Annotated in this window: 19 protein-coding genes and 2 riboswitches; of the genes, 4 read left to right on the top strand and 15 right to left on the bottom strand. The window is 51.6% G+C overall.

Annotated features, from left to right (window positions below; genetic code table 11):
- From purB to purE, 3 genes are read right to left on the bottom strand one after another with little or no spacing between them, the layout of a single operon-like run.
- A complete protein-coding gene (gene purB, locus WFJ73_RS27600) occupies positions 1-1,296 on the bottom strand; it encodes an adenylosuccinate lyase (protein WP_336776149.1) in 1,296 nt (431 codons plus the stop codon).
- 7 nt (positions 1,297-1,303) lie between these two features.
- Positions 1,304-2,470: a 5-(carboxyamino)imidazole ribonucleotide synthase gene (purK, locus tag WFJ73_RS27595; RefSeq protein WP_336776148.1), complete on the bottom strand. Its 1,167-nt coding sequence runs from the start codon at positions 2,468-2,470 to the stop codon at positions 1,304-1,306.
- Complete coding sequence (gene purE / locus WFJ73_RS27590) at positions 2,467-2,952, bottom strand: 5-(carboxyamino)imidazole ribonucleotide mutase (RefSeq protein WP_336776147.1); 486 nt, start codon at positions 2,950-2,952, stop codon at positions 2,467-2,469. The genes purK and purE overlap by 4 nt, the downstream gene beginning before the upstream one ends.
- Before the next feature lie 190 nt (positions 2,953-3,142).
- Positions 3,143-3,243, bottom strand: a riboswitch (purine riboswitch).
- 253 nt (positions 3,244-3,496) lie between these two features.
- Here purE and WFJ73_RS27585 point away from each other — a divergent pair.
- A complete protein-coding gene (locus tag WFJ73_RS27585) occupies positions 3,497-4,783 on the top strand; it encodes a LysM peptidoglycan-binding domain-containing protein (RefSeq protein ID WP_336776146.1) in 1,287 nt (428 codons plus the stop codon).
- A 285-nt stretch (positions 4,784-5,068) separates the two neighbouring features.
- On the opposite strand, the gene WFJ73_RS27580 is transcribed toward WFJ73_RS27585, so the two are convergent.
- From WFJ73_RS27580 to msrB, 5 genes are all read right to left on the bottom strand, one after another.
- Positions 5,069-6,586 carry a DHA2 family efflux MFS transporter permease subunit gene (locus WFJ73_RS27580; protein WP_336776145.1) on the bottom strand — a complete coding sequence of 506 codons (1,518 nt, stop codon included), beginning with the start codon at positions 6,584-6,586 and terminating at the stop codon, positions 5,069-5,071.
- Positions 6,587-6,634: 48 nt separating this feature from the next.
- A complete protein-coding gene (locus tag WFJ73_RS27575) occupies positions 6,635-7,069 on the bottom strand; it encodes a MarR family winged helix-turn-helix transcriptional regulator (RefSeq protein ID WP_336776144.1) in 435 nt (144 codons plus the stop codon).
- Positions 7,070-7,205: 136 nt separating this feature from the next.
- Complete coding sequence (locus WFJ73_RS27570) at positions 7,206-7,652, bottom strand: MarR family winged helix-turn-helix transcriptional regulator (RefSeq protein WP_336776143.1); 447 nt, start codon at positions 7,650-7,652, stop codon at positions 7,206-7,208.
- Positions 7,653-7,842: 190 nt separating this feature from the next.
- Entirely contained in the window at positions 7,843-8,415 is a 573-nt protein-coding gene (locus WFJ73_RS27565) for a nitroreductase family protein (protein WP_336776142.1), read from the bottom strand.
- Positions 8,416-8,433: 18 nt separating this feature from the next.
- Positions 8,434-9,390: a peptide-methionine (R)-S-oxide reductase MsrB gene (msrB, locus tag WFJ73_RS27560; RefSeq protein ID WP_336776141.1), complete on the bottom strand. Its 957-nt coding sequence runs from the start codon at positions 9,388-9,390 to the stop codon at positions 8,434-8,436.
- Between the two features lie 325 nt (positions 9,391-9,715).
- Here msrB and WFJ73_RS27555 point away from each other — a divergent pair, with 325 nt between their 5' ends.
- Positions 9,716-10,141, top strand: coding sequence for a hypothetical protein (locus WFJ73_RS27555; RefSeq protein WP_015842479.1), 426 nt, complete (start codon positions 9,716-9,718; stop codon positions 10,139-10,141).
- Positions 10,138-11,211 (top strand): phosphodiester glycosidase family protein, encoded by a 1,074-nt coding sequence (locus WFJ73_RS27550; RefSeq protein ID WP_336776140.1) that lies wholly within the window; start codon positions 10,138-10,140, stop codon positions 11,209-11,211. The genes WFJ73_RS27555 and WFJ73_RS27550 overlap by 4 nt, the downstream gene beginning before the upstream one ends.
- A 288-nt stretch (positions 11,212-11,499) precedes the next feature.
- On the opposite strand, the gene WFJ73_RS27545 is transcribed toward WFJ73_RS27550, so the two are convergent.
- The 4 genes from WFJ73_RS27545 to WFJ73_RS27530 form a co-directional block, all read right to left on the bottom strand.
- The gene (locus WFJ73_RS27545) at positions 11,500-12,885 is read right to left on the bottom strand and encodes an NCS2 family permease (RefSeq protein WP_015842477.1); all 1,386 of its coding nucleotides are present in this window, start codon (positions 12,883-12,885) and stop codon (positions 11,500-11,502) included.
- Positions 12,886-13,037: 152 nt separating this feature from the next.
- Positions 13,038-13,138, bottom strand: a riboswitch (purine riboswitch).
- A gap of 221 nt (positions 13,139-13,359) precedes the next feature.
- Positions 13,360-14,673, bottom strand: coding sequence for a 6-phospho-beta-glucosidase (locus tag WFJ73_RS27540; RefSeq protein WP_336776139.1), 1,314 nt, complete (start codon positions 14,671-14,673; stop codon positions 13,360-13,362).
- A gap of 39 nt (positions 14,674-14,712) precedes the next feature.
- The gene (locus WFJ73_RS27535) at positions 14,713-15,678 is read right to left on the bottom strand and encodes an N-acetylglucosamine kinase (protein ID WP_336776172.1); all 966 of its coding nucleotides are present in this window, start codon (positions 15,676-15,678) and stop codon (positions 14,713-14,715) included.
- Positions 15,679-15,790: 112 nt separating this feature from the next.
- Positions 15,791-16,648, bottom strand: a complete 858-nt coding sequence (locus WFJ73_RS27530) for an AraC family transcriptional regulator (protein WP_336776138.1) — start codon at positions 16,646-16,648, stop codon at positions 15,791-15,793.
- 162 nt (positions 16,649-16,810) lie between these two features.
- On the opposite strand from WFJ73_RS27530, the gene WFJ73_RS27525 reads away from it, so the two are divergent.
- A complete protein-coding gene (locus WFJ73_RS27525) occupies positions 16,811-19,735 on the top strand; it encodes an S-layer homology domain-containing protein (protein WP_336776137.1) in 2,925 nt (974 codons plus the stop codon).
- A 54-nt stretch (positions 19,736-19,789) separates the two neighbouring features.
- Here WFJ73_RS27525 and WFJ73_RS27520 read toward each other — a convergent pair whose 3' ends face one another.
- The 3 genes from WFJ73_RS27520 to WFJ73_RS27510 all read right to left on the bottom strand — a co-directional run bounded on the left by WFJ73_RS27520 (position 19,790) and on the right by WFJ73_RS27510 (position 24,638).
- The gene (locus tag WFJ73_RS27520; RefSeq protein ID WP_336776136.1) at positions 19,790-22,063 is read right to left on the bottom strand and encodes a glycoside hydrolase family 3 protein; all 2,274 of its coding nucleotides are present in this window, start codon (positions 22,061-22,063) and stop codon (positions 19,790-19,792) included.
- Positions 22,064-22,077: 14 nt separating this feature from the next.
- Entirely contained in the window at positions 22,078-23,631 is a 1,554-nt protein-coding gene (locus WFJ73_RS27515) for an ABC transporter substrate-binding protein (protein WP_336776135.1), read from the bottom strand.
- Between the two features lie 116 nt (positions 23,632-23,747).
- Positions 23,748-24,638 (bottom strand): carbohydrate ABC transporter permease, encoded by an 891-nt coding sequence (locus WFJ73_RS27510; protein ID WP_336776134.1) that lies wholly within the window; start codon positions 24,636-24,638, stop codon positions 23,748-23,750.
- Between the last annotated feature and the right edge of the window lie 4 nt (positions 24,639-24,642).

Genomic DNA, 24,642 nt, shown 5'->3' with positions numbered 1-24,642 from the left:
TTAGTTCAAGCCAAGACGCGTAAAGATGGTATTCACATGCTTCAAGTGCCAAGCCGGATTGAAAGCATCATCGATCTCTTCGGCCGACAGAAGGCTTGTAATTTCCGGTGTCGATTCGATAATATCGCGGAATTGGCGCTGCTCTTCCCACGCCTGCATTGCGCGCGGCTGAACCGTGTCGTAAGCTTGCTCGCGGCTGAGGCCTTTGTCGATCAGTTTTGTCATCACGCGGCCGGAGAACGGAACGCCAAACGTGCGCTGCATGTTTTTCTTCATATTTTCAGGGAACACGGTCAGGTTCTGAATGATGTTGCCCAGACGGTTCAGCATATAGTTCAGAAGCATCGTTGCATCCGGCAAAATAACGCGTTCCGCGGACGAGTGGCTGATGTCGCGCTCATGCCAGAGCGGTACGTTCTCGTAAGCGGTCAGCATGTGGCCGCGGATTACGCGGGACAGGCCGGAGATGTTCTCGCAGCCGATCGGGTTGCGCTTATGCGGCATTGCGGACGAGCCTTTTTGGCCTTTTGCGAAAGCTTCTTCCACTTCACGGAATTCGCTCTTCTGCAAAGCGCGGATTTCCGTAGCGAATTTATCAAGCGATGTTGCAACAAGCGCAAGCGTCGCCATGTATTCAGCGTGACGGTCACGCTGCAAAGTTTGCGTTGAGATTGGAGCCGGGCTGATGCCGAGCTTTTTGCAAACAAACTCTTCAACGAACGGATCAATGTTCGCGTAAGTACCAACGGCACCGGAAATTTTACCGAATTGAACGCCATTCGATGCATGCTCGAAACGCTCAAGGTTGCGTTTCATCTCTTCATGCCACAGCGCCATTTTCAGACCAAACGTTGTTGGCTCGGCATGCACGCCGTGCGTACGGCCCATCATAGGCGTATCTTTGTATTGGATCGCTTTCTCGCGAAGGATCGAGATGAAGCGCTCGATGTCTTTTTTGAGAATCGCGTTTGCTTGAAGAAGCAAGTAGCCGTTCGCCGTATCGACAACGTCAGTCGAAGTCAGGCCGTAGTGAACCCATTTGCGCTCCGGACCAACCGTCTCGGATACCGCGCGAGTGAACGCGATTACGTCATGGCGGGTTTCTTGCTCGATTTCGTAAATGCGGTCGATATTAAAAGTAGCCGCTTTGCGAAGCGCCTCTACGTCTTCTCTCGGAATAACGCCAAGCTCAACCCAAGCCTCGCAGGAGCAAAGCTCAACCTCAAGCCATGCCTGGAATTTGTTCTGCTCCGTCCAAATTGCTCTCATTTCCGGTCTGCTGTAACGCTCTAACATGTACCGTTCACACCTTCCAAATAGTTGTCTCTTCTATCCAATCAAGCGCCTGCTGCACATCGCCGGCAAGCACGTTTACATGGCCCATTTTCCGTTTGAATACGGCGTCCTTCTTGCCGTACAGATGAACCTTCGGCGCAACGTTTAATCTTGCCGCCGCTTCATCATGCTTCGCCATCCGCGCAAGCAGCGGCTCTACATGCTGACCAAGGACGTTCACCATAACAACCGGCGTAAGCAGCCCCGTATCGCCCAGCGGCAGATTGCATACCGCGCGCACATGCTGTTCGAACTGCGAGGTCCGGCAAGCTTCCATCGTATAGTGGCCGCTGTTATGCGGACGCGGTGCCAGCTCGTTGACAAACAGCTCGCCATCGGCCGTCAGGAACAGCTCCACGGCTATCAGGCCAACTACGCCAAGCCCTTCCGCGATCTTGATCGCCAGCTTCTCCGCTTCCTGCTGAACGCTCTCGGCAATGCGGGCCGGCACGATCGACAGATGCAAAATATTCTCGACATGAATATTTTCCGCAGCGGGGAACGCTTTTATCTCACCTTGAGGACTTCTTGCCGCAATAACGGATAATTCTTTGTCAAACTTAATGAATTGCTCCAGCACTAGCTCTACGCCGGCACGGCTTAACGTCTCGTACGCTTCTTCAATTTCGTCAAAGCTCCGAATCACCCATTGCCCTTTGCCGTCATAACCGCCCATTGCCGTCTTCAGCACGCATGGAAGTCCAAACTTTTCGGCCGCGGCGCGAAGCTCTTCGCTGCTTCGGATTTCGCTGTACGGGGCAACCCGTACGCCCGCCGCTTCGATCGCACGCTTCTCGCGAAGCCGGTGCTGCGTCGTATAGAGCAGCTCGCTGCCCTGCGGCACGTACGATTCCGACATAAGCATCGCGGCCACATCGGCATCGACGTTCTCGAACTCGTACGTAATGACGTCCGCCCGGCGCGCCAGCTCACGGGCCGCTTCGCGGTCGTTGTAAGCAGCTACGATCTGGTCCGCCACTTGTCCGCAAGGGGCATCGATTGTCGGGTCAAGCGCTACAAAGCGGTATCCCATCGCGCTGCCTGCGAGCGCCATCATCCGGCCAAGCTGTCCGCCGCCCAGCACGCCAATGGTGCTGCCCGGCAGAAGCGTTCGCTTGTTATCTTCCATCATCATAATGTCTCACTGCTTTCCAGCACTTCTTGCTTGATCCGCTCGCGCCGCGCTTCCACCCGTGCTTGTACTTCAGGATCGAAAGCACCCAGCATTTGAGCGGCCAGAAGTCCGGCGTTTGTACCGCCGGCATTGCCGATGGCTACCGTCGCAACCGGAATGCCGCCCGGCATTTGCACGATCGACAGAAGCGAATCAAGACCGCTCAGATTCGAGGATTTGACTGGCACGCCGATTACCGGCAGAATCGTCTTCGCAGCAACCATGCCCGGCAAATGCGCGGCACCGCCGGCACCCGCGATGATTACTTTAAGACCGCGTTCTGCAGCCGATTCCGCATATTCGAACATTAAATCCGGTGTCCGGTGAGCGGAAACAACCTTTTTCTCGTAAGGAATTTGCAGCTCTTCTAACACGTCGCAGGCAAGTTTCATTGTATCCCAATCCGACTTGCTGCCCATGATGACGCCTACTTTCGCAGACATGCGTTCAAACCTTCCTTCATCTATAAATTGTGTATATCTCGCGAAACGTAAAAATCCCGCGCCGCAACCATACTTTCTATGGATGCTGCCGGGACCCGAGCAGATGGCAACAATTTGTCTTTACTTCAATTACAAGAGTTTCTCAATGCAAAGACAGCATAAGGCTGCCCTGTTAAAGGGGCAACCTGTATATTTGTTCCATCAAACTCGTAGTCCGAAAATAATGGTTTTCGGGTAGAAACTTTCGGGCCTTTTTCCCGAGGATATACGAGATCTTTCAACCTATTTAGGGAGCATTCGACGAATGTTCCGCCTTAACCTATTTCAGTTTATCCAATCCCCCTATGTCTGTCAATGAAAAGCGTATAAAATACGAACATTAAAATAAACGAGTTCAAATAAAGTTCGCTTTTGTCTTAAATTGCAACTATCTCCCTTTCCTTTTCCTGCCGTTATCTATTTATTTGGCATGGTTTTAAGTTAGGGGAGTTGCCGAATAGAATAGTAGGAGAAGAATCCGAATAATTAAAGGAGGCGAGAGGCGATGTTGATCTATACCGTCAAAGGGCGGGATACCGTACAGAGTCTGGCGCTGCAGTATGGCCTGTCCCCGGAAGCTATCCTTGCCGCCAATGGCATGCAGGCAACCGAGCCTCTCGTCGCCGGGCAATCGCTTATTATCCCCATTGAGGCTGACAGCCATCAGGTTATTCCGGGAGAAACCTTATGGACGATATCGCAAAAATACGGCATCACCCTGCAGGAGCTGGCCAGAGTTAACCATATTACTAATCCCGCCCTTATTCTTCCCGGCATGAGGCTCCGCATTCCGAATCCGCGCAAGATGACTATTGAAGCGAATGGTTATGCCGAGCCTGCCGTCTCGGCTTCGGGCATCACCGCCAGTGCAGCCGCTGCAGCCAGACATCTGACCTTCCTTAGTCCCTTCAGTTATCAGGTTAGGCCGGACGGCTCGCTAAGCGCTTTAAATGATTTGCCGACTATTCGGGAAGCTTACCGCGGAAGGGCAGCACCCATGATGGTGATTACGAATTTTGACGGCTATGCGTTCAGCCCAAGCCTGGTTCATTTCATTTTAACGAACGAAGCCGTAAAGGAACGTCTGATCCAGCGGATCATTTACGTCATGCGGATGAACAAGTATTGGGTACTTAACGTAGATTTTGCTTTTATTCCGGCTGCCGACCGCAAACTGTATCATCAGTTCCTGGAGCGGCTTGCCGGCTCTCTTCATGCCATCGGATGCCTTGTTTCCTCCACCCTGCCGCCGGTTAGTTCACCTGATCAGGACGGACAGCTCTTCGAAGGGCAGGATTACGCCGAGCAAGGCCGGATTCTGGATTTTGTTATTCTCATGACTTACGAATGGGGATGGGCAGGCGGACAGCCAATGGCGATTGCGCCAAGGAATGAAGTGGCCAAAGTGTTAAACTATGCGATATCGCTGATTCCTTCCAACAAGATTATGCTCGGGATGCCGCTTTACGGCTATGACTGGACACTTCCTTATATCCCGGGTCAGGATTGGGCGATGTCCGTCAGTTCGGGCAATGCGGTGCGAAGAGCTGCCAGGTACGGCGCTGCTATTCAGTACGATACAATCGCCGAATCGCCGTACTACGGTTACAGGGATGAGTACGGGCGCGACCATCAAGTCTGGTTCGAGGATGCGAGGAGCGTGCAGGCGAAGCTTGATCTGGTCAAATGCTATCATCTGCGAGGGGTGAGCACCTGGGTGCTTGATGTCCCGTTCCCTGCCTTTTGGCAGGTGTTGGAGTATAATTTTCATGTTTATAAGCCCGTAAAGTAAGGGAAAAGGTTAAAGACGTAAACTGCCTAATCCGTCCCAAAGCCTTAACGATGCAGCTTCCGCTCTAATAAAAAAACAAAAACGGCCGTGCAGAAATTAAACTGCACGGCCGTTTTTATTCACCCATTGGTTAAATCCAAGCGTAGCATTTCAAATGATTCTGTAGAAACGTAGTGTTCGCTTTTGCTCAGGGATCCCATCATCAAACTTTTTCAATCAAAAGAATTCCTGAGCAATGGCGATCGGAAGAACATTTGAATGCGCAGCTTGGCGTTTAACCAATCCTTATTTCGACTGGGTCGCGGCAAGCTGAGCTTTCGCTTGACCCTCGGAAGATGCGCTTACTACGGTAGCCGGTTCTTCATGCGGCTTAACTTTGCGGATGAAGAAGGCCAGTACGAGCGCCGCAACAGCGAACCAAGTTGCTACAACGAACGAGTGATTGATACCCGTAATCGTAGCTTCTTGGATTACATGAGCCATTGCCGCTTTATCGTTAGGATCAATACCTTGCGTTGCAACCATATGCTTTGTTTCCGAAGCCGCTTTGTTCGTCATCAGCGTAACGAGGAACGCCGTACCCAAAGCGCCCGCTACGTTACGCAGCGTTTGCGACATCGCCGAGCCGTGTGCGTTCAAGCGCTGCGGCAGCTGGTTCATGCCTGCCGTTTGGATCGGCATCATCAGCATGGACATACCGAACATACGCAAAGTGTACATGGTGATCAGGTAACCGTAAGTCGTATGATCCGTCAACTGACTGAATTCATAAGACGAGTAAACGGTAATAATAAGACCGGCAACCGCCAGCCAGCGAGCACCGACTTTATCGAAGATCATACCGGTGATTGGCGACATAATACCCATCAGGATTGCGCCTGGCAGCAGAAGCAGACCGGATTTAAGCGGCGTGAAGCCCATAATATTTTGCAAATAAATCGGAAGCAAAATCATACCCGAGAACATGGCCATTGTGATAATGACGTTAATGACGGTAGTCAGGGAATACATGCCGAACTTGAAGACGCGCATTTCAAGGATTGGCTTCTTAACAACAAGCTGGTACCATACAAAGCCAATCAAGGAAATAACGCCAACGATCAAGCTTGTGTACACGGTTGCGTTGTTCCAGCCGTCCGTACCTGCGTCACTAAAGCCGTACAGCAGGCCGCCAAAGCCCAGAGTAGACAAAATAACGGCGAAAACATCCAGCTTGGATTTCGCTGTTTGCGTAACGTTTTTCATCGAAATAGCGCCGTAAATCAAGCCGAACAGCGACAGCGGCAATACGATGTAGAACAGAACACGCCAATCGTAATGCTCAACAACCCAACCCGACAGCGTTGGGCCAACGGCAGGTGCGAAGATCATCGCGATCCCCATCATACCCATTGCCTTACCGCGTTGTTCAATCGGGAAAATCGTCAGGAAGATGATAGACATCAGCGGCATCAGAATACCTGCGCCCGCTGCCTGAATAATACGGCCTGTAAGCAGGGTCTCAAAGTTCGGTGCCAAGGCACTGACAATGGTACCTACCGTAAATAAACTTGTTGCTACGACAAACAATGATCTGGTTGAAAACCGGCTGATCAAATAAGCACTAATTGGAATAAGGACGCCATTGACAAGCAAATAACCGGTGGACAGCCATTGTACCGTATTCGCGCTGACCTTCAGGTCAGTCATGATACTCGGAAGCGCAACGTTAAGGAGCGTCTGGCTCAATAACGCTACGAAGGCTGCGATAAGCACCGATGCGACGATCGGGCCTCTTTTTAATGCCGCTACAGCATTACTCATAGGGTCTTTCTCTCCTTTTTCTATGTTTCTGTGATTCAAGCGGAAACGCTATTTGTTATCCATATTCGCAAGCAGCTGGGTGAAAATTCTCCTCAGATGCTGAATATCTTCTTCCGGCAATACATTGAAAAAGGAGGAAAATGTCTCTTTCTGCGACTCGAGAATGTCGTCAACCACATCCTTGCCCTTAGCCGTTAATTCAATGTATACGACCCTGCGGTCGTCTTTTGCCCTCTCGCGGCTGATCAAATCCTCCGCCACCAGCTTATCGGCAATACCCGTAATAGCACCGGAGGTCAGTCCGAGAATATCGGCAAGTTCGGAAACCTTGAGGGAGCCCGATGTATGGAGGGTAAACAACAGCTTGAACTGGGTATAGTTCATGCCCGTCATTGTTTTCCGGCTCCATTCGTTGTTTACGTTTTTCAGGAACGTCTTGAATTGTCCCATGAAACCTATCAGCTCTTCATTGGCAGTCGTCATTGCCTCTCTCCTTTCCCGCCGATTGCTTGAACCGATAATCCATTAGCATTTAATATTTTAATACTAAATAAATTATTAACAAAGCATTTACTACTATATATCTTTTTTGTGAATCAGTCAATCCGTCCATGCAAAATTATTTTTCCGGCTTGCCTTCATCCATATTGGCCGTCAGCTTCGAGAAAATTCTTCTCAAATGTTGAAGATCTTCTTCCGGAAGGCCGTTGAAAAAAGAAGAAAATATTTCTTCGTGACATTCCATGACCTGGTTAACAAGCTTATCGCCTGCCGAAGTCAAAGCAATAATGACCACTCTCCGGTCATCGGCTGTTCGTTCGCGGCTGATCAAGCCTTCCGCCAGCATCTTGTCGGCAATACCCGTAATGGCGCCGGACGTCAATCCAAGCAAATCGGCAAGCTCCGACACTTTCAAGGGACCGGATGAATGAAGCGTGTATAACAGCTTGAACTGCGTTGTGTTCATGCCGGCCATCGTCTTCTTGCTCCACTCGGTCGTGACATTTTTCAGAAACAATCGGAACTGGCCGATAAGATTAATTAACTCTTCGCTGGCATTGGTCATTCCCCTCACCCCTTTCGCGACGGTCAGTACATTATGCAAAGCAATTTCATTAACTCTGAATATTTTAACACTAAATTAATTATAAATAAAGTATTTGCTGTTGAAAAATTTGTTCTATCTTGTCCGAGTTTATTTTTCCCGATTGGACAACAAAAAAAGCGCCCTTACGGGCGCCTTGTTTTGCTTAAGATTAAGATTCAAGCCAAGTTATTTTTTCCGCTGCCGGCGTGCGTTTTGGTTCCGGCGGAGTCATATCCGGGTAACCCATATAAACCAGCGCGACGATCTGCTCGTTCTCAGCCAAACCAAACGTATCGTTCATAAGCGGATGGTACATCGGGTCGCCGGAACGCCAGATTGCTCCCAGCCCATTCGCGTGTGCGGCAAGCAGCAAATTCTGCACAGCCGTATGCGAAGCGGCAATTTCCTCCACCAATGTAGCCCGCGGATCAGCGGACGGCGAGCAGACCACCGCAATAACCACTGGCGAGCGGTACGCTTTAATGCGCTCCTTGCGGAGACGTTCTTCCAGCTCGGGGCTTTCCCCTGCTCCAAGCGATGCAAGAGCGACGCGCGCATAACCTTCGCCGAGCTTGGCACGGCCGTCACCGGTCATTACGATAAATCTCCAAGGCTGCGTGTTATGATGGCTGGGCGCCCAAGTTGCCGCGTCCAGCACCTTCTCAATCAGATTTCGATCAACCGGATCTTGCTTGACGCGCCCAATGGAACGTCTCGTTCGGATCGCTTCTTCAATATGCATTGTTTCTCCCCCAATCGCTTATTTGAAATAGTTGACGTACTCGCCGTACCCTTCCTTCTCCAGATCCGCCGCCGGGATAAATCGGAGCGAAGCGGAGTTAATGCAATAGCGGAGTCCGTTTGGTCCCGGGCCGTCGTCAAATACATGGCCCAGATGGGAATCTCCTTCTTTGCTGCGCACCTCGGTACGAACCATGAAGTGGCTGGTGTCGAGCACTTCCGTAATGGACGCTTCCTTCACCGGCTTCGTAAAGCTTGGCCAGCCGCAACCGGAATCGTATTTCTCGCGGGATGTGAAGAGCGGCTCGCCCGAGACGATGTCGACGTACAAGCCCTCTTCCTTGTGATCCCAAAATTCGCCCGTAAAAGGACGCTCGGTCGCATTGTTCTGCGTTACTTCGTACTGGAGCGGAGTAAGACGGGAGCGAAGCTCGCCTTCATCCTTCTTAACCGTCCAATGCTTATTGATGAAGGCATCGCGGCCGGAGCCTTTGCGATACATTTTATAACGGAACGGGTTCGTCCGATGATAACCTTGATGATAGTCCTCCGCCGGGTAGAACTCCTTCGCCGGCTCAATGGCTGTAACAATCGGCTTGTCGAATCTGCCGCTTGCCGCCAAAGCCGCCTTGGAAGCCTCCGCCTTCTGGCGCTGCTCTTCATTATAATAGAAGATAGCCGTCCGGTAGGATTCCCCGCGGTCATGGAATTGGCCGCCAGCGTCGGTCGGATCAATCTGATGCCAGAACACGTCCAGCAGCTTCTCATAGGAATAAATCGACGGATCAAAAGTAATATGAACAACTTCCGCATGACCGGTTGTTTCGGAGCATACTTCCTCATACGTTGGATTTGCTTTATGGCCTCCGGAATAACCCGATACAACGGACAAAATACCCGGTGTTTCTTCAAACGGCGATACCATGCACCAGAAGCATCCTCCGGCAAACATGGCTTGTTCTACAGCTGTGGTCATGTTTTGATTACCTCCTAAAAAGAATTGCGAAGCAATTCTTGCTTCGTAAGCATACGCTTAATGAATTTTCACCCAAATTGCAAATTTTTTAAGCCAATTGTGATAATTCATGCTTCGAAAGCGTGAACTTAGCGTAATTGTTATTATTATACCTTATCCTTCAATTCCCACAAAATGATTGGCTCTTTCCCTAGCAATCTTTGTTACAATGTAGTGACAGCCTTAACCTTGGGCATCGTTCGTTCGTCTAACATGATAGACTAGCTTAAATGCTGTTTTTGCAGTCCGTTCACTTCCTTATTAACGGAAAACGAGGTGAACGCCCATGAGCAATACCGCTTTAGAAACAAATGCTTCTTATGAAACGAAATCGCGCAAGGCTACGAAGCAGCGTGCTTTTGTCATCTTTGTATGTGTATGGGTTATTCTGATTGCTGCCGGCCTCACCGGTGCCAAGCTGTACAGCGAGCATGTCCAGAAGCAGATTTCTGCTGACGTGGAACGCCAGACAGCCGCACAAATTGCCGAGATGCAAAAGCAATACGATGACCGGATTGCCAAAGTGGAAACCGGCTATAAAGAAGAGCTGTCGCAATTGGAATCCAAGGTAGAAGCCCTTAACGAGCTGCTGACCTTCACAAAGGATAATGCTGATGTCAAAACCGATAACAGCAATAAGCTTTACACGCAATTAAACGAAGTGAAAAAGAAGCTGAACGAACTGCAAAAAAATCTGGATGTGCTCAAATGACGTTATCCATCCGAGCACTGAACCGAACGATGCTGCTGGCCTGCACACCGTTTGTCGCGATGTTGTTATGGCTTATGGTCACGAATATTTCCATTGTCCTACCGGACAGCATTTCCCCGGAGGCCGGTACTCAGCAAGAGGCTGCCGCAGACCATACGAAATCTGTTGCCAGCGGACTCGATCAGGCCCATCAGACCGCGGCAGCGACAAGCGCCTCCATTAAAAAGCAGCTAAAGCTGTATAACCAGACAAACGCCGATATGAAACAGATCGTCAATACGGCAACTACCCAGGCTAACCGCCCATTGGTCATTTACGACAGAATCATTACCGGACGGCTTGGAGCCCCTTCGGGAACGATCAGCTCGGACAAGCTGACCGCGCAGTTATTCTACATAAAGGCCGACAACTTCCAAAGCTATGCGATGAAAATTAAACTCAAGTCAGGCGACGCGATGAAAATGGTACTCGGCAACGATAAGGTAGGCGGTGCCGAAACCACGCTGGCTGCCGTACAACGTTACGGCGCCGTGGCCGGCGTTAATGCAGGCGGCTTTGCCGATGGAGGAGGCAAGCGGTACCCGCTCAGCACAACCATTTTGAACGGCGACTATGTAGAAGGCTTCGAGCCAACCCGTGCCGACCTGTTCTTTGTTGGTCTTAACGCCAGCAATAAGCTGGTTGGCGGCAAATTCACAAGCAAGCAGCAGCTGGATAATCTAAACGTCAAATTTGGCGCATCGTTTGTTCCCGTGCTTCTGAAGAACGGTAATCCAACAACGATACCAAGCAAGTGGCAGGGCAGTCCAACTCGTGCGCCCCGCACCGTTATTGCCAACTACAAGGACGGACAGCTGCTTATCATCGTAGCGGACGGCCGCAACGAAGGCGGCAGCTCCGGCGCAACGCTAGCCGAGATGCAGCTTCTGCTGCAGCGGTTCGGCGCCGTCGACGGCTACAACCTGGACGGCGGCGGCTCCTCGTCGCTGATCTGGAACGGACGCGTTATTAACAAGCCTTCCGACGGACAGCTTAGAAAGCTTCCGACGCACTTTTTATTTTTTAAATAACAAGCCGTTGTCGGCAACTGCCATTTAAACGCAATGGACTAGAGACCACTCTCACAAATGATGAGAGTGGTCTCTTTTTTGGCCCCACGCAGCCTAGCAAACGGGATGCAATAATGACCGCTGACCAACAATAAGGCAAGCTTCACTATTTATGAACTTTCACGCCGCTTGCCTTATCGAGCGAGGCGTACAACGTTGCCACCCCTTGACGCCGTTTCGCTCCGGGCAGCAGGCAACAAAAAAAGCAGCGCCGGTCCAGCGCTGCTTTCTGTTTCTTCTATTATAATACTATTCTGTTCCCATGATCACGTAGCGGCCAACGATAAGAATAGCCAGAATCCACATGAGCCAGTGAACTTTGTATTTGCCTTTGTTCGATACGTTACCGACTGTCGCCAGAACAACGTAAGACACGATACCAAACGAGATACCGTTAGCGATGCTGTAAGTGAAAGGCATAAGCGCCAGCGTCAGGAACGAAGGAATCGCGTATACCATATCGGAGAAGTCGATTTCCTTCACCGATTGAAGCATCAATACGCCAACGATGATCAGTGCCGCGTTAGTTGCAGCCGCAGGAACCAGCGCCACAACCGGCGAAAGGAAGATCGCAAGCAGGAAGCAGACGCCTGTAGTGATCGAAGTCAGACCTGTACGTCCGCCTTGCGCAACCCCGGCGGAGCTTTCCACGAAAGCCGTTACCGTGCTTGTACCAAGCAATGCGCCGCCGCTTACGGCCACGGCGTCAACGAACATCGCTTTACCGACGCGTTTTTTGCCTTCAACCGGATCTTTCATAAAGCCTGCACGGTTCGCTGTACCAACCAGCGTGCCGAATGTATCGAACAATTCAACGAACGTGAACGTCAGGACGACCGTTACGATACCAACCTCGAATACGCCAGGGAAGTCGAAGTGACCGATGTTCATTGTGGAGAAGTCAGGCACCCATGTTTGATTCGTAAAGGTTTTTTTGAAATCAACTTGACCAAGGATGATCGAAAGCACGGTAGTGCCGAGGATACCCCACAGAATTGCGCCCGGTACGCGCATAACCATCAGGATCCCGATAATGAACAGGGCAACGACGGTCATAATAACCGTTTCGTTTGCGAAGCTGCCGATATGGATAACCGTTTCCGAACCGGAAACATCCGTATATGCATTTGCTTTAATATCGCCAAAGGCTGTTACGGCAACCGTCATCAGGCCGCTGCCTTTCAAGCCTACAATCGTAATAAACAAACCGATACCAACCGTAATCGCATGCTTCAAGCTGTCCGGTACAGCCGTAATGAGCATTTGACGAATTTGCGTCAGTGTCAGGATGATAAAGATAATACCCGAGATAAATACCGCTGTCAGACCCATGGCAACCGAGATTGGCTTATCAGTAGCCTGCGAAGCAATAACGGTTGAAGCAAAGTAAGCGTTAAGGCCCATACCAGGCGCCAAAGCGACCGGGAAGTTAACGAACAAGCCCATTGCAATCGTGAAAATACCTGCCGCAATTGCCGTTGCCAGGAATACTGCCGTCCAGTCGAGACCCGTTGGCGTCAGGATGATCGGATTGACTGCCAGAATGTAAGCCATCGTCATGAAGGTAGTCAGACCCGCCATAATTTCCGTTCTGAAGTTTGTACCATGTTCCTTGAACTTAAAGAACCGTTCCATTTTCCCATTAACCCCCCAAAAATGTGTACAAGCAACAAAGCCTAGGAAAAGATGCGCAAATACGCATTTATCTCCTAGGCTCTGCAAAAAGGGGAAAAGTATACCGCGGACCGAGTCAATGTCATTCCGTTAAAATGGAATAACAAAGCGCGGCAACTCTTCCACTGTTTCGTAGCCTGATCATTTACGGTGATCGAGTAGAGACTCTCAAGCCAATTCTTGAGATTATACGAAAAGTTATTATTTAATTAGTTGTTATCCGTAAATTAATATAATAAGGAACCTGCAGCTTGTCAATGAATTTTTACGAACGTTCGTCTTGTTTCGAAAAGCTAACATTCGTCTTTTACCGAAATACTGGTAGTCCATTCGTCCCGGTTCTGGTATAAAGTTACATCCATGAGCGATTGATGGGGTGAAAAGGACATTGTGAAGACAAAAAATGCCGCACGAATGCGGCATTAGAATGATCGGTTAGGCTTCGAAAAAGTTCGGCAGGTACTTCCTGTTCGCTTCCAGCATTTCGCCAAGCAAGGTTTTGGCTACGGAAACGCTTGGCACCAGGGGATGATGCACCATGGCCTGAAGCGCAGCCCCGCGGTCTCCCGTCACCGCTGCTTCGATGGTAAGCGACTCGTAAGTCTTTACCGCGTGAAGTAGCCCCTTGATCTGCTCGGGAACCCGCTGCAGCGGCAATGGAATCGGACCTTGCGCCGTCACCACGCAGTTCACCTCAATGCTCGCATCCTCCGGCAGAAAATCAATAATGCCGCCGTTACGGACATTTAACGTCTGAATGTCTTTGCGGTCCATGTAAAGGGAAAACATCAGATTGACCGCCGCTTCGGAATAAAAAGCTCCGCCCCGCTTCTCCAGCTGCTTCGGCTTTTCCTTCAGGTTAACATCCTTGTACAGCTCGAACAGCTCTTCCTCCACCCGGCTGACCACATCGGCGCGCGTGCCGTTCTTCTCAAGCGATTCCTTCATCTCGGCGTACATCGTGTCGGTCATGTAGAAGTAACGCAGATAATAGGTTGGAAGCGCGCCAAGCGAGCGCAGGAACTCCGGATCCCAATCGAAGGCTGTGACGTTAGTGGCCGAGTAATCTTTTCCTCCCCCAATCATCTCCTGCAGTTTGTCTTCGCCGTTTACGTAGGCCGACGTAATCCAGTGCAGATGGTTGATGCCCACAAACTCCGGCAGCACTTCACTCTCCGAGACGCCGTATTGCTTGGCGAGATACTTCTGGAAGTTGATCGGCGAGTTGCATAGCCCAACCGTCTTCACCTTGCTGTGCTTCAGCACCGCTTCCGTCACAATGCCGGCCGGATTCGTAAAGTTCAGCATCCACGCATTAGGCGCAAGCTCCTCGATATCCCGGCAAATATCCAATATAACCGGAACCGTCCGAAGCGCCTTCAGCATCCCTCCCGGACCTGTCGTCTCCTGGCCGATAACGCCATGCTTGATCGGAATATGCTCATCCCGGCGTCTTGCTTCCAGAAGACCAACGCGCATCTGCGTCGTGACAAAGTCCGCTCCGGCGATCGCTTCACGGCGGTTCAAGGTTAAGCGCACATCCATTGGCACACCTGCCTGCTCAACCATCCGCTGCGCCAGCTTTCCGACAATTTCCAGCTTACGGCGTCCCTCTTCAATATCAACAAGCCATAGCTCGCGGATCGGCATCTCGTCAAACCGTTTGATAAAACCCTCTACCAATTCCGGCGTATAAGAGGAGCCTCCTCCGATCACGGCAACCTTTAATCCTTGTCTGCTTATAGTCATGGACATTTTCTCCTTAAAAAAGAATGATTACCCAAACTTTTAAAACGCAATCCGGCGTAACGCCGCATCCGTCTCCGCCGAAATCGTGACGCCGCTGCTGTCCATCGCGCTCATTAACGCGCCAATGACCGGATCGATCGTGAGCTTTACGATGTTTGCGTGCGGAGCCGCGGCGGCAACCGATGCTTTGATCGCATCAACCATATGCGGAGAGCTGCCTTTGGCGAGCACGCTTCCCGTTAAGACAACGTCGAAGCTGTCCTGCTCCATGCCAAGCCTTCGGATCAAGGCATTGACGGCATTCCCGTGCTCGTGTCCGGCTTCTTCAAGAATCCGGATGGCCACCTTGTCGCCTAGCGAAGCCGCTTCAAACATCGTTTGCGACAGCGGCTTCGCTGGCCGAACCCCGTTATCAAGCGCATCCTCGTACATCTCCCGGACGGAGGAATAACCCATCTGCCGGGGCACCAGCTCCGTCAGAATAGACGGGAGCTCACGTCCTTCCCAGCTTCGTACCGCCGAGCGAAAAGCATGAATCGCCAGATCCGTGCCGGAACCTTGGCCGTCTCCAAACAAATAGCCGAAGCCACCGTACTGCAGCTCTTCGCCCTTGGCATTACGCGCCGCGGCGTTAAATCCCGTACCGCTGATAATGACCGCGCCATAGGCTTGATGCGTACCCGCGCGCATGCCGATCATCGTATCGCAAGCAATGTCGTGGCGGGGGAAATTCAGCGATGCGATCATTGGACGGAGAATCGCGTAATCCGGTTCGCGGTCCGCTCCGGCTAGGCCGAAGTAAGCAAATTCGACTTCCTCTATGGCAGCGCCAGCCTGCCGAAGCGCTTCCGCGCAAGCCCGGTCAATCTCCGTTCTTGCCGCTTCGAAGGCCGTCTGATGGTTGCCATTACCGCCGCTACCCCTGCCAAGCACGCGGCCGTTCTCATCCGCAAGCAAAGCATGCGTCTTGCTTCCGCCGGCATCTACTCCAAGAAACAGCATTATTGCCACGCCCCTTACCGCTTTATAAAAGATATATATAGAGAATAAAAGAAAAGAACACCGCTCCTCTACCAACAAAGAACGATGTTCCGATACAATTTTACTGTTTTTGAGATTAGTGATGAGGACGAAGCTCCGACGGCTGCTTCCCGATATGCTGCTTGAACAGCCTGTTGAAATTGGATAAATTGCGAAATCCCGTAGATTCCGCGATTTCGATAATTTTCTTGTCTGAGGACTCCAACAGACTAACCGCCGCGGACAGCCTCAGCTGAATCAAATAATCCATCGGCGAAGTGCCAACCGTCTGAACAAACAAGGCGCTGAAGCGAGACGGACTAAGATGAGCGGCAGCCGCCAGTTCTTTTAACGTCCATGGGTGGGAAATATCCGCCTCTATGGTGTTCAGCGCTAAGCGTATCGTATCCATTCCTCGGATATGGGACGAACGACGCTCCTGTTCCCTTGCGAAGTAACGATTAACGAACGCCATAAACTGTACAAGCTGCGACCGGATTACCGCCTCGAAATGCGGCTCCCGGCAGGAGAATTCGCAACGCATCTCCTCTATCGCCGCACCTAGCCGAGGCAGCATCGGATGACCCCGGTCGAGCAGGTTATCGAACCGTATCCCGATCTCTCGGAAGGGGATCAGAAGCTCCGTATCATAACGCTGCTCCAAGGCGAAATACGCCGGATCAAACATAATGATTGTCATAACCAGCCCTTCAGTCTCGAAAGCACGGTGCAGATCATTCGAGTTGATAAGAAGAATATCCCCTTCCCGGAAGTCATGCCTCGTACCGTTAATCAGATAGTAGCCGCTTCCCCGATTAATATAGTTAATCTCCAGAGCCGTATGCCAATGCAGCCGCTGAAACAGCGGGCTGACCCCTTCCGACTGCGAGATGACGATCGGAAAAGTCGGCGGCAGCGCAATCAAATCGCGGGAGACGGTAGGGATCGGCTTCATGGCAGGACCTCCTGGGAGAGTAGTTACTAGTAGTATATTTTACATTCAACTAACATAACAACTCCATCACCTAACACCCCCTTGATGTTAGACTTGTACACTTGATCATGCCCCTACTTCATCTTGGGCAACACATTTGCAGACTGGTGGTGTAATAACGTTTTGAAATTTAACAAGCAAGCTCGAATCGTATTTCCTATGGTTCTCTCGGCAAGTATTCTGTCTACAGGCCTTGCAGTCCCCATTCCTAAAGCCGCGGCAGCCGATACAATCGCCACGCAAGATCAGGGCCAATGGTTAACCGGTGAATTCCATGCCCATACGATTGAATCCGACGATGCCCAGAGCTCACTGGAATCGGTGCTTGATCACGGCCTGACAACCTACGGCCTCGATTTCATCATGCTGGCGGATCATTTGCGCTCCTCCAAGCGGGATGATACGGGCGCCGACATTCCCGGCGGTCCTATTCCGTTATCGAAAGGGCTGCTCGAATATCAGGTTCCAAAAATAAAAGCTTTGCAGGATGCAGGCAAATATGCGGGTAAGACAATCTTCTCCGGCTTCGAATGGGATATCCCGTCACATGAGCATGGCTCCGTTGGCATTCTTACGGATGAACCCGGCTCCGAAGCAGCACTGAAAGCCGCGAACCAATTCGAGTACCTGTTCACGAACCGCGATGCAGCCTGGTTTAACCCTGCCGATGTTCTGCAGTGGCAGGCCGCGGATAGCCGGGCGTACAGCACGCATGCGGACAGTCTATCCGCGATTAACTGGCTCAAACGCAATTACCCGGAGACCAGCTACATGATCGTCAACCATCCTTCCCGGGGCGTAGGCAAATACAAGATTTCAGACTTCCGCGACTTTAACAATACAGCACCGGACATCGCGTTTGGCTTCGAGGGGATGCTCGGAAATCAAATGGAGCCGGACCGCGGCGGGTATAACTCGGCATACGACCCCGCTAATCCTACCGCTAACGACAACTACAAGAACCGTTCCTACGGCGGTGTCGATTACATGGTAGCGAAGGTTGGCGGCGTATGGGACTCCCTGCTTGGCGAAGGCCGCAAGTTCTGGAATTTCGCGAATTCGGACTACCATTTCAAAACCATCGACACCAACTCTAGCGGCTACTGGCCGGGCGAATACGCTAAAAACTATATTTGGAGCGAAGGAAAATCCACGCAGGATATTCTGAACGGCATGCGCTCGGGTAAATCGTTCTCCGTCTTTGGCGACCTGATTAACGCCTTGGACTTCCGCCTTGCGGACGGCGGCGCAAATGCCGAAATGGGCGGAACCCTGCAGGCAACCGAAGGGGATAAGCTTACGCTTACGATCAAGTTCAAAAGCCCGGAGACGAATAACTACGAGAATCCGATCAACAGCGGCCAATCCGGCGGCGCGAAACCGGCGGTTGACCATATCGACCTGATTGCAGGCGACGTGACCGGCCCGGCGGAGAAAGGAACTCCAGCCTACGACAAGGATACGAATGATTCCACCCGTGTCGTTGCCACTTTCACTAGCGAGGATTGGACAACCGACGCAAACGGCTACAACGTCATCACTTACGACCTGCCGAAAGCAAGCAAGGATCAGTATTTCCGTCTGAGAGGTACGAATCTCGGAATGAATGTGCCGGGCGAAACGTTGGACGGCAATCCGCTCATCGATCCAAAAACAACAACCGCCGACGCTGCGGCCCGGTTCAACGAGATTAACAACCGCAACTATCAGGACCTGTGGTTCTACTCGAATCCCATCTTTGTGGATACGGCTGCGTACACGGATGAACAAGCGGTGCAAGATACGCTCAACAAGCTGACGCTTGGCAATACGGATGCGGTTACCGAGAATATCATTCTCCCTTCCGAAGGAGAGCATGGCGCGGTAATCGCCTGGGAGGAAACGGCTGACCAAGCAAACGCAGTCGCAATTGAAAATGGTATCGCCAAAATGAGCCGTCCTGCTGCGGGACAGCCTGACGCGACGGTTACGCTTAAAGCAACCGCTTCACGCGGCGATTCGTCGGATTCCAAAACCTTTGCCATTACGATTAAAGCGATGCCGTCAACTTCGACTCCGGGCGGCGGCGGAAATACAACTTCACCTGGCAACACGCCGGCAGCGTCCGTTTCCGTTACCGTTGACCCGGCCAAAGGCGCGGAAGGCAGCTTGAAAGACGTGATCGCCTTCAAGATACCGGCAGGGGCCGTATCCGCAAGCGGAACAATCGGCGCGCAGGTTCTCTCCTCGGAGCAGCAGCCGCCGCTTGGTTCACTAAAGGCGCTGAGCCCAATCGTAGAGATGACAAGCAATGCGGGTACAACGTTCGGCAAGTCGGTTGAATTGACCTTTAACTACGCGATAAATTCGGCCGCATCAAACAGCCAGCCTGCTGTCTACTACTACAACGAAAAGCTGAAGAAATGGATTTTCCTCGGCGGTAACGCAAATGGTAGCACCATTACGGTCGACGTTAAGCATTTCACGAAATTCGGCGTGTTCGGCTACGCGCCTCAAACCTTCCCGGATCTTAACGCATCCTGGGCAAAACCTTATGCCGACCGCTTAATCGGCATGAATGTGATCTCCGGTTACGAAGACGGAACGTTCCGTCCGGACCAGCCGGTCACGCGCGCAGAATGGGTAAAGCTGCTGGTAGACTCGCTTAGTCTGCCTGCCGCAACCGGTACAACCCGCTTCGCCGATGACAGCCTGATTCCGTCTTGGGCCAAAGCGCAAGTGAAAGCAGCTACCGATGCCGGCTATGTGACCGGCTTCGATACGAAAGACGGCTCCGTCTTTAACGCATCGCAGCGAATCACACGCGCGGAAATCGCGGTAATCGCCGCACGCGTTCTGAAGGCTGGCAGCATCGCTCCGTCCGGCACCGGCAAGACATTTAACGATGCAAATGCTATTCCGGCTTGGGCTCTTGATGCCGTAAGTCAAACGACAGCCGCGGGTATCGTGAGCGGTTATCCGGACGGTACCTTCCGCCCGGATGACACCCTGACACGCGCTGAAGCAGTGAAGGTCGCTTACGCCTTGCTCAATGCCCTAAATATTTAATTAAAAACTCCCTTCAAGCTGCAAGATAGCAGCCGGAAGGGAGTTTTTTACCTGTTATGAACGCTTTCTACCGTATTTACGGGTACGGTCGTCTTCGATGATGCCTTGCCAGTTCATGCCGAAGCCAAAATCATACGTATGCTGCTGGGCATCAACATGGCACGCCATGTCATGAGGCACATCCTCGAACTGCTCTTCAACCGTCTTCATATTCGCAGGCAGCTGCAGCGGCAGCAAGCCGGATGGCTCCGCTTGTCCGGACAGCAGCTCCAGCATCGCCTTGTCGCTGGAACCGAAGTGAACGAGAATCGCGTCTGCGGAAGCCTCAAACTCTTCCACCACGGTCGGATTGATAAGAAACAAAGTGACGATTACCGGCTTTTCTCCCATCCTGCGCTTCGTTTCCAGCACAAGATCCAGATCGGACTCGTTATGCGTCGATACGGTTTTGCCTTTGTATGAACGGTTCAACACATCCCGCTCCCTGGCGTCCCCCGCTAGACTTGTCTCGCGCGCATGTTCCGCCGTATAAGGCCTGTATTGCAGGCTGATCGGCACGTAGCCGTTGCCGCCGGCAGCCGCATCCTCCCGGCTGTAGCCCAATCCCGCTTTCGCTCCGCGAATCGCCACGATTGCAAAATCCGCATCGCCCGGATCCTCTACGATATCGAAAAACTGTTCGGCTAAAGCAAGATCGATCGGAGCTTCATCGCGCTCCGGAATCGTAAATCCGATAAAATGCTTATCCGGCGCCGTGTATCTGTTAGGAATATACACGCGGCTGCGGGGCTTAAGCGGCAGCACCTGATCTTTATTTTTCACCATAACTACCGATTTGAGCTGCGCTTCGTGGCCTGCGCTAACGAAAGGCTCGCTTGCGACAAGCTTCTCGCTTTGCTGCGAGTCGAGGTAAGGATTCTCGAACAGACCAACGCGGAAAATATTCTTCAGCAGGCGTACCGCCGATTTCTCGAAGCGTTCCCGCATATAAGCCTCTCCGTGTTCAACGACGCCCATCCGGTAGGCTTCCAACACGGGCAACGAATCGTTATTGCCGCCGAACTGGTCGACGCCGGCCATAAGAAGCTTGTAATGGCGTTCAGCGACGGAAAGTCCTTCTACGCCCCATGATTTTCCGCCAAACATGGATTCGATAGCTGCACCCTCGTCGGCCGTAATGTTCCAGTCCGTACAGACAACGCCGTCATAGCCGTATTTCTCGCGAAGCAGGTCGGTAATGAGATACTTATTGTACGAATTGCCTACGTTCTCGCCATAAACTTCATCCCGTCCGTGTGAAATCGTATAATAAGGCATTACCGCGGATGCTTCGCCGGTCTTGCCCTCCAGCTTAAAAGCCCCTTTTACGAACGGCTCGAGATGCTCCTCAAAGTTATTGCCAGGATAGACGGCGTATTTGCCAAATCCGAAATGCGCATCCCTTCCGCCTTCTCCCGAACCGCCGCCCGGCCAATGCTTCACCATCGCGTTAACGCTGCCTTGCCCCCAGCCATCCGCCGATCCTTCATCCGATGTCTGGAACCCGTCCACGTAGGCCCTTGCCATATCCGTCGACAGAAGAGGATCCTCGCCAAACGTGCCGCTGAACCGGAACCAGCGCGGATCCGTTGCGATATCGATTTGCGGCGACAAGGCCGTCGCGATGCCAAGCGCGCGATACTCCCGGGAAGCAACTTCCCCGAACTGCCGAACGATGTCAGGGTCGAAGGTTGCCGCAAGTCCTAACGTCTCCGGCCATTTCGAGATGCGGCTTCCCGCTCCGCCGGTAAACTCCGCGCCGATATCGATGCCGTGACGGGGATCCGAGCTGATGTTTACCGGGATACCCAAGCTTTCGGCTTCCGCAAAAGCCTGCATCTGGTTGCTCCAGAGCGCGCCGTCCCTATTGCTGCTAATCGCCATAACGAGAACATGCCGTACGTAATCCTGCGCTAGAAAAGCTGCCTGCTGATCGCTAAGCGTCCAGGCCTTTACTCCAGCTTCCTCGAATGGTTTGCCTCCATAGGTTCCCGTAAAAAATCCGGCGCTTGGAGAAGGCACGTTCTGATGGCTGCTGTACAGCATAAGCCCGGCAATCTGCTCAATCGTCATCCGGGAGGCAAGATCCCGCGCCCGTTCGTCGGCAGTCAGCCTCCAATCCTCGTAGGGATGCAATTGTCCGTCCTTGCTTAAATCCTTAAATTTAAGTCCGTCCTGTTCAATAATTTCAACACCGGATGCCGGGCAATACCCCAGCGTAGGACCGCCTTCATTCGTTACATATTGAATATTCGCCTGCTCAAGCGTTGCAGCAATCGGGTTCTTCATTCGGGGGGGACCTCCTAGCCGTTTGATGCAGCCCATGCATCCAGCTGCTTTTGCTTTTCCGCGATAATTTTATCGATACCCGCCGCTTTCAACTGATCAATAAATTTCGGCAGCTGGGTCTCCGGATCAACCGTACCCGTTTCAAGGGCGACCTTGTATTGATTCGTAACGTTGGTTACGGCTGCAATTTCCGATTTTACGGCATCCGCGTTAAAGATAAAGCCCATTGCTTTTGATTTCGTAGCGTTCTTGTTGAATGTCATTAACTCGTTCCACAGATCCGGACTATCTCCATTCCAGATGTAGGAAAGCGACTGATTGCCAAACATCCAGCCCAGCTGAAGGTTATAGCCGGAGTTGGTAGCGTCGACGCCTTGAGGGAAATCGATCACGTTATCCGATACTTTCGTGTAATGCTTGCCTTCAATCCCGTAGTCAAACAGATTAATGAGGTCCTTGTCCGTATACATCAGATTAAGCAGCATCATAGCCCGCGAAGGATCCGCGGAGTTTCTTGCTACGCTCCACATAATGGAGGTGATATCGCTCGTTGTTGAAATCGCCGGTTTGAAATGTACCGATATCATTTCTCTAGCCGTATTTCTGGACTCCTGCGTTTCAATGCCCGGCTTCATATGGGAAAGCCACGAGAAGGCTTTGCCCGCTTTCACCATGTTGTATTGCGTTTCCGTGCTTGTCGCGGCATCCTTCGCGATGTAACCGGCCAAATACCATCTTCTAACCGTATTCAGCATTTCTTTATATTCCGGCGTCTCATACATGTCAACAAGCTTCAAGTTATTGTCATTGCCGGGAAGGACGCCGAACCCGTCACTTAAGGTGTCAAATGCGCTTCGCACGTAGATGTCTAATATCGACTGGCCGTATTTTACGGTTGGAACGACGTCCGGCTCATTGTCCTTGATCGTTTTGAAAATCGCATCCAAATCGTCAAGCGATTTGATCGAGGTTGTATCGATGTTATATTTGTCTACCAGATCCTTGCGCATCGTAATGCCGAAGTCCGCCGCCAAATCCCTGATGCTCGGCACGGCATAAATTTTGCCGTCGATCTTCGTTGCGTTCAGAAATCCCGGATCAAGGTTGTCCAGCGCTTCCTTGATGCCATTGCCTTCGTTCTCCAAGTAATCGTTAAGCTCCAGGAACTGGCCTTTCGCTACATCCTGGCTGTAGGTTCCGAGGCCGCTCAGAATCAAGTCGACCTGCTCCTTGCCCGACATCATTAACGTTCTTTGCTGCGTCCAGGCCCCCCAGCCGATCGGAACTAGCTTAACCGTTGCGTTGATTTTCTCTTTCGTAATCTTGTTGATCTCGTCGGAGACAAGCTGCAAATCCTTGGGCTCACCCGCAGCCGGAAAAACCATGACCAGCTTCACCGGCTTTAGCGCTTCCTTTCCGCCTCCATTCGAACTGCTTGCTTCCGTGCCTGAACCGCTGCTTGCTGTGCCGCCATTTCCACCGTTGTTTCCTCCGCCGCTGCATGCGCCGAGCGCCGTAACGGACAACGTCAGTGCTAAAGCCAAACTTACGGAACGCATCTTTTTCATCTCAATGACCTCCCAAAAATATCATCTGTAAGCGATTACATTGATTAGGATAACGGAAACCGGTGAAGCGGGCTTTCACAATTCCGTCCGGCTGCTTTTCATTTTCCGACAAGCCGTTATCCTTTTACGGCTCCGACCGTCAGGCCTTTCGCAAAATATTTCTGGAAGAACGGATAAGCAACAAGCAGCGGAACAACTCCGATCACCGCCATTGCCATCCGCATCGAGGCGAGCGGTATTCTGGCCGATAGGCTGCTGGCCTGATTGCCTGATTGCGTTGAAGACTGCAGGTATTGAATATCCAGCAGGATCCGGTTAAGCAGGTTCTGCAAGCTGTAATATTTGCTGTCCGTTAAATAAATGAGGCCGTTAAACCAGTCGTTCCAGTAAAGAATGACATAGAACAGGCCTACCGTAGCCAGCACCGGAGTGGAAAGCGGCAGCACAATCCGGTAGAAGATCTTCCATTCCTTCGCCCCGTCGATATAGGCCGATTCAATAATCGCCGTCGGGATGGAGGTCGCAAAGAAGGTGCGCATCAGAATAATGAAAAAACCGTTCATCAGCAAACCGGGGATAATCAAGGCAAGAAGCGTATTTTTAAAATCAAAGTAGTTCGTGTACAGCAGGTACGTAGGCACAAGCCCTCCGTTAAACAGCATGGTGAAAAATACGTAGAACGCGAGAGAATTGCGGAAAGGCATCTCTATTCGCGAGAGCGGGTACGCCACCATGGCGGTTAGCGACAAGCCGGCTGCCGTGCCAATGACCGTTGTAAGAATCGTAATGCCGTATGCTCTGGCAATCTCCGAAGACGTATTCCATAAATATTGATAGGCCGAGAAGCTGATTTTATCCGGAAAAAACGCATAACCGCTGCGGACAAGCTCCATATCGTCGGTCAAGGAGGAAGAAAACAGCAGCCAGATCGGCATCAGGCAAAACAGCGTAAATACAATCATGACGAGGTTGAGCAGCCATTGATAAACTCTAGCGGATGATTGCATGAAA

Origin of the sequence: Paenibacillus sp. MMO-58 (assembly GCF_037146255.1) — a bacterium.
Taxonomy (GTDB): domain Bacteria; phylum Bacillota; class Bacilli; order Paenibacillales; family Paenibacillaceae; genus Pristimantibacillus.
Note: the sequence above shows the minus strand (reverse complement) of the source record. Positions and strands in the feature narration are given on the sequence as shown.

Coding starts and splice junctions, on each gene's coding strand:
- purB (WP_336776149.1), bottom strand. CDS start 1,296: ATGTTAGAGCGTTACAGCAGACCGGAAATGAGAGCAATTTGGACGGAG.
- purK (WP_336776148.1), bottom strand. CDS start 2,470: ATGATGATGGAAGATAACAAGCGAACGCTTCTGCCGGGCAGCACCATT.
- purE (WP_336776147.1), bottom strand. CDS start 2,952: ATGTCTGCGAAAGTAGGCGTCATCATGGGCAGCAAGTCGGATTGGGAT.
- WFJ73_RS27585 (WP_336776146.1), top strand. CDS start 3,497: ATGTTGATCTATACCGTCAAAGGGCGGGATACCGTACAGAGTCTGGCG.
- WFJ73_RS27580 (WP_336776145.1), bottom strand. CDS start 6,586: ATGAGTAATGCTGTAGCGGCATTAAAAAGAGGCCCGATCGTCGCATCG.
- WFJ73_RS27575 (WP_336776144.1), bottom strand. CDS start 7,069: ATGACGACTGCCAATGAAGAGCTGATAGGTTTCATGGGACAATTCAAG.
- WFJ73_RS27570 (WP_336776143.1), bottom strand. CDS start 7,652: ATGACCAATGCCAGCGAAGAGTTAATTAATCTTATCGGCCAGTTCCGA.
- WFJ73_RS27565 (WP_336776142.1), bottom strand. CDS start 8,415: ATGCATATTGAAGAAGCGATCCGAACGAGACGTTCCATTGGGCGCGTC.
- msrB (WP_336776141.1), bottom strand. CDS start 9,390: ATGACCACAGCTGTAGAACAAGCCATGTTTGCCGGAGGATGCTTCTGG.
- WFJ73_RS27555 (WP_015842479.1), top strand. CDS start 9,716: ATGAGCAATACCGCTTTAGAAACAAATGCTTCTTATGAAACGAAATCG.
- WFJ73_RS27550 (WP_336776140.1), top strand. CDS start 10,138: ATGACGTTATCCATCCGAGCACTGAACCGAACGATGCTGCTGGCCTGC.
- WFJ73_RS27545 (WP_015842477.1), bottom strand. CDS start 12,885: ATGGAACGGTTCTTTAAGTTCAAGGAACATGGTACAAACTTCAGAACG.
- WFJ73_RS27540 (WP_336776139.1), bottom strand. CDS start 14,673: ATGACTATAAGCAGACAAGGATTAAAGGTTGCCGTGATCGGAGGAGGC.
- WFJ73_RS27530 (WP_336776138.1), bottom strand. CDS start 16,648: ATGAAGCCGATCCCTACCGTCTCCCGCGATTTGATTGCGCTGCCGCCG.
- WFJ73_RS27520 (WP_336776136.1), bottom strand. CDS start 22,063: ATGAAGAACCCGATTGCTGCAACGCTTGAGCAGGCGAATATTCAATAT.
- WFJ73_RS27515 (WP_336776135.1), bottom strand. CDS start 23,631: ATGAAAAAGATGCGTTCCGTAAGTTTGGCTTTAGCACTGACGTTGTCC.
- WFJ73_RS27510 (WP_336776134.1), bottom strand. CDS start 24,638: ATGCAATCATCCGCTAGAGTTTATCAATGGCTGCTCAACCTCGTCATG.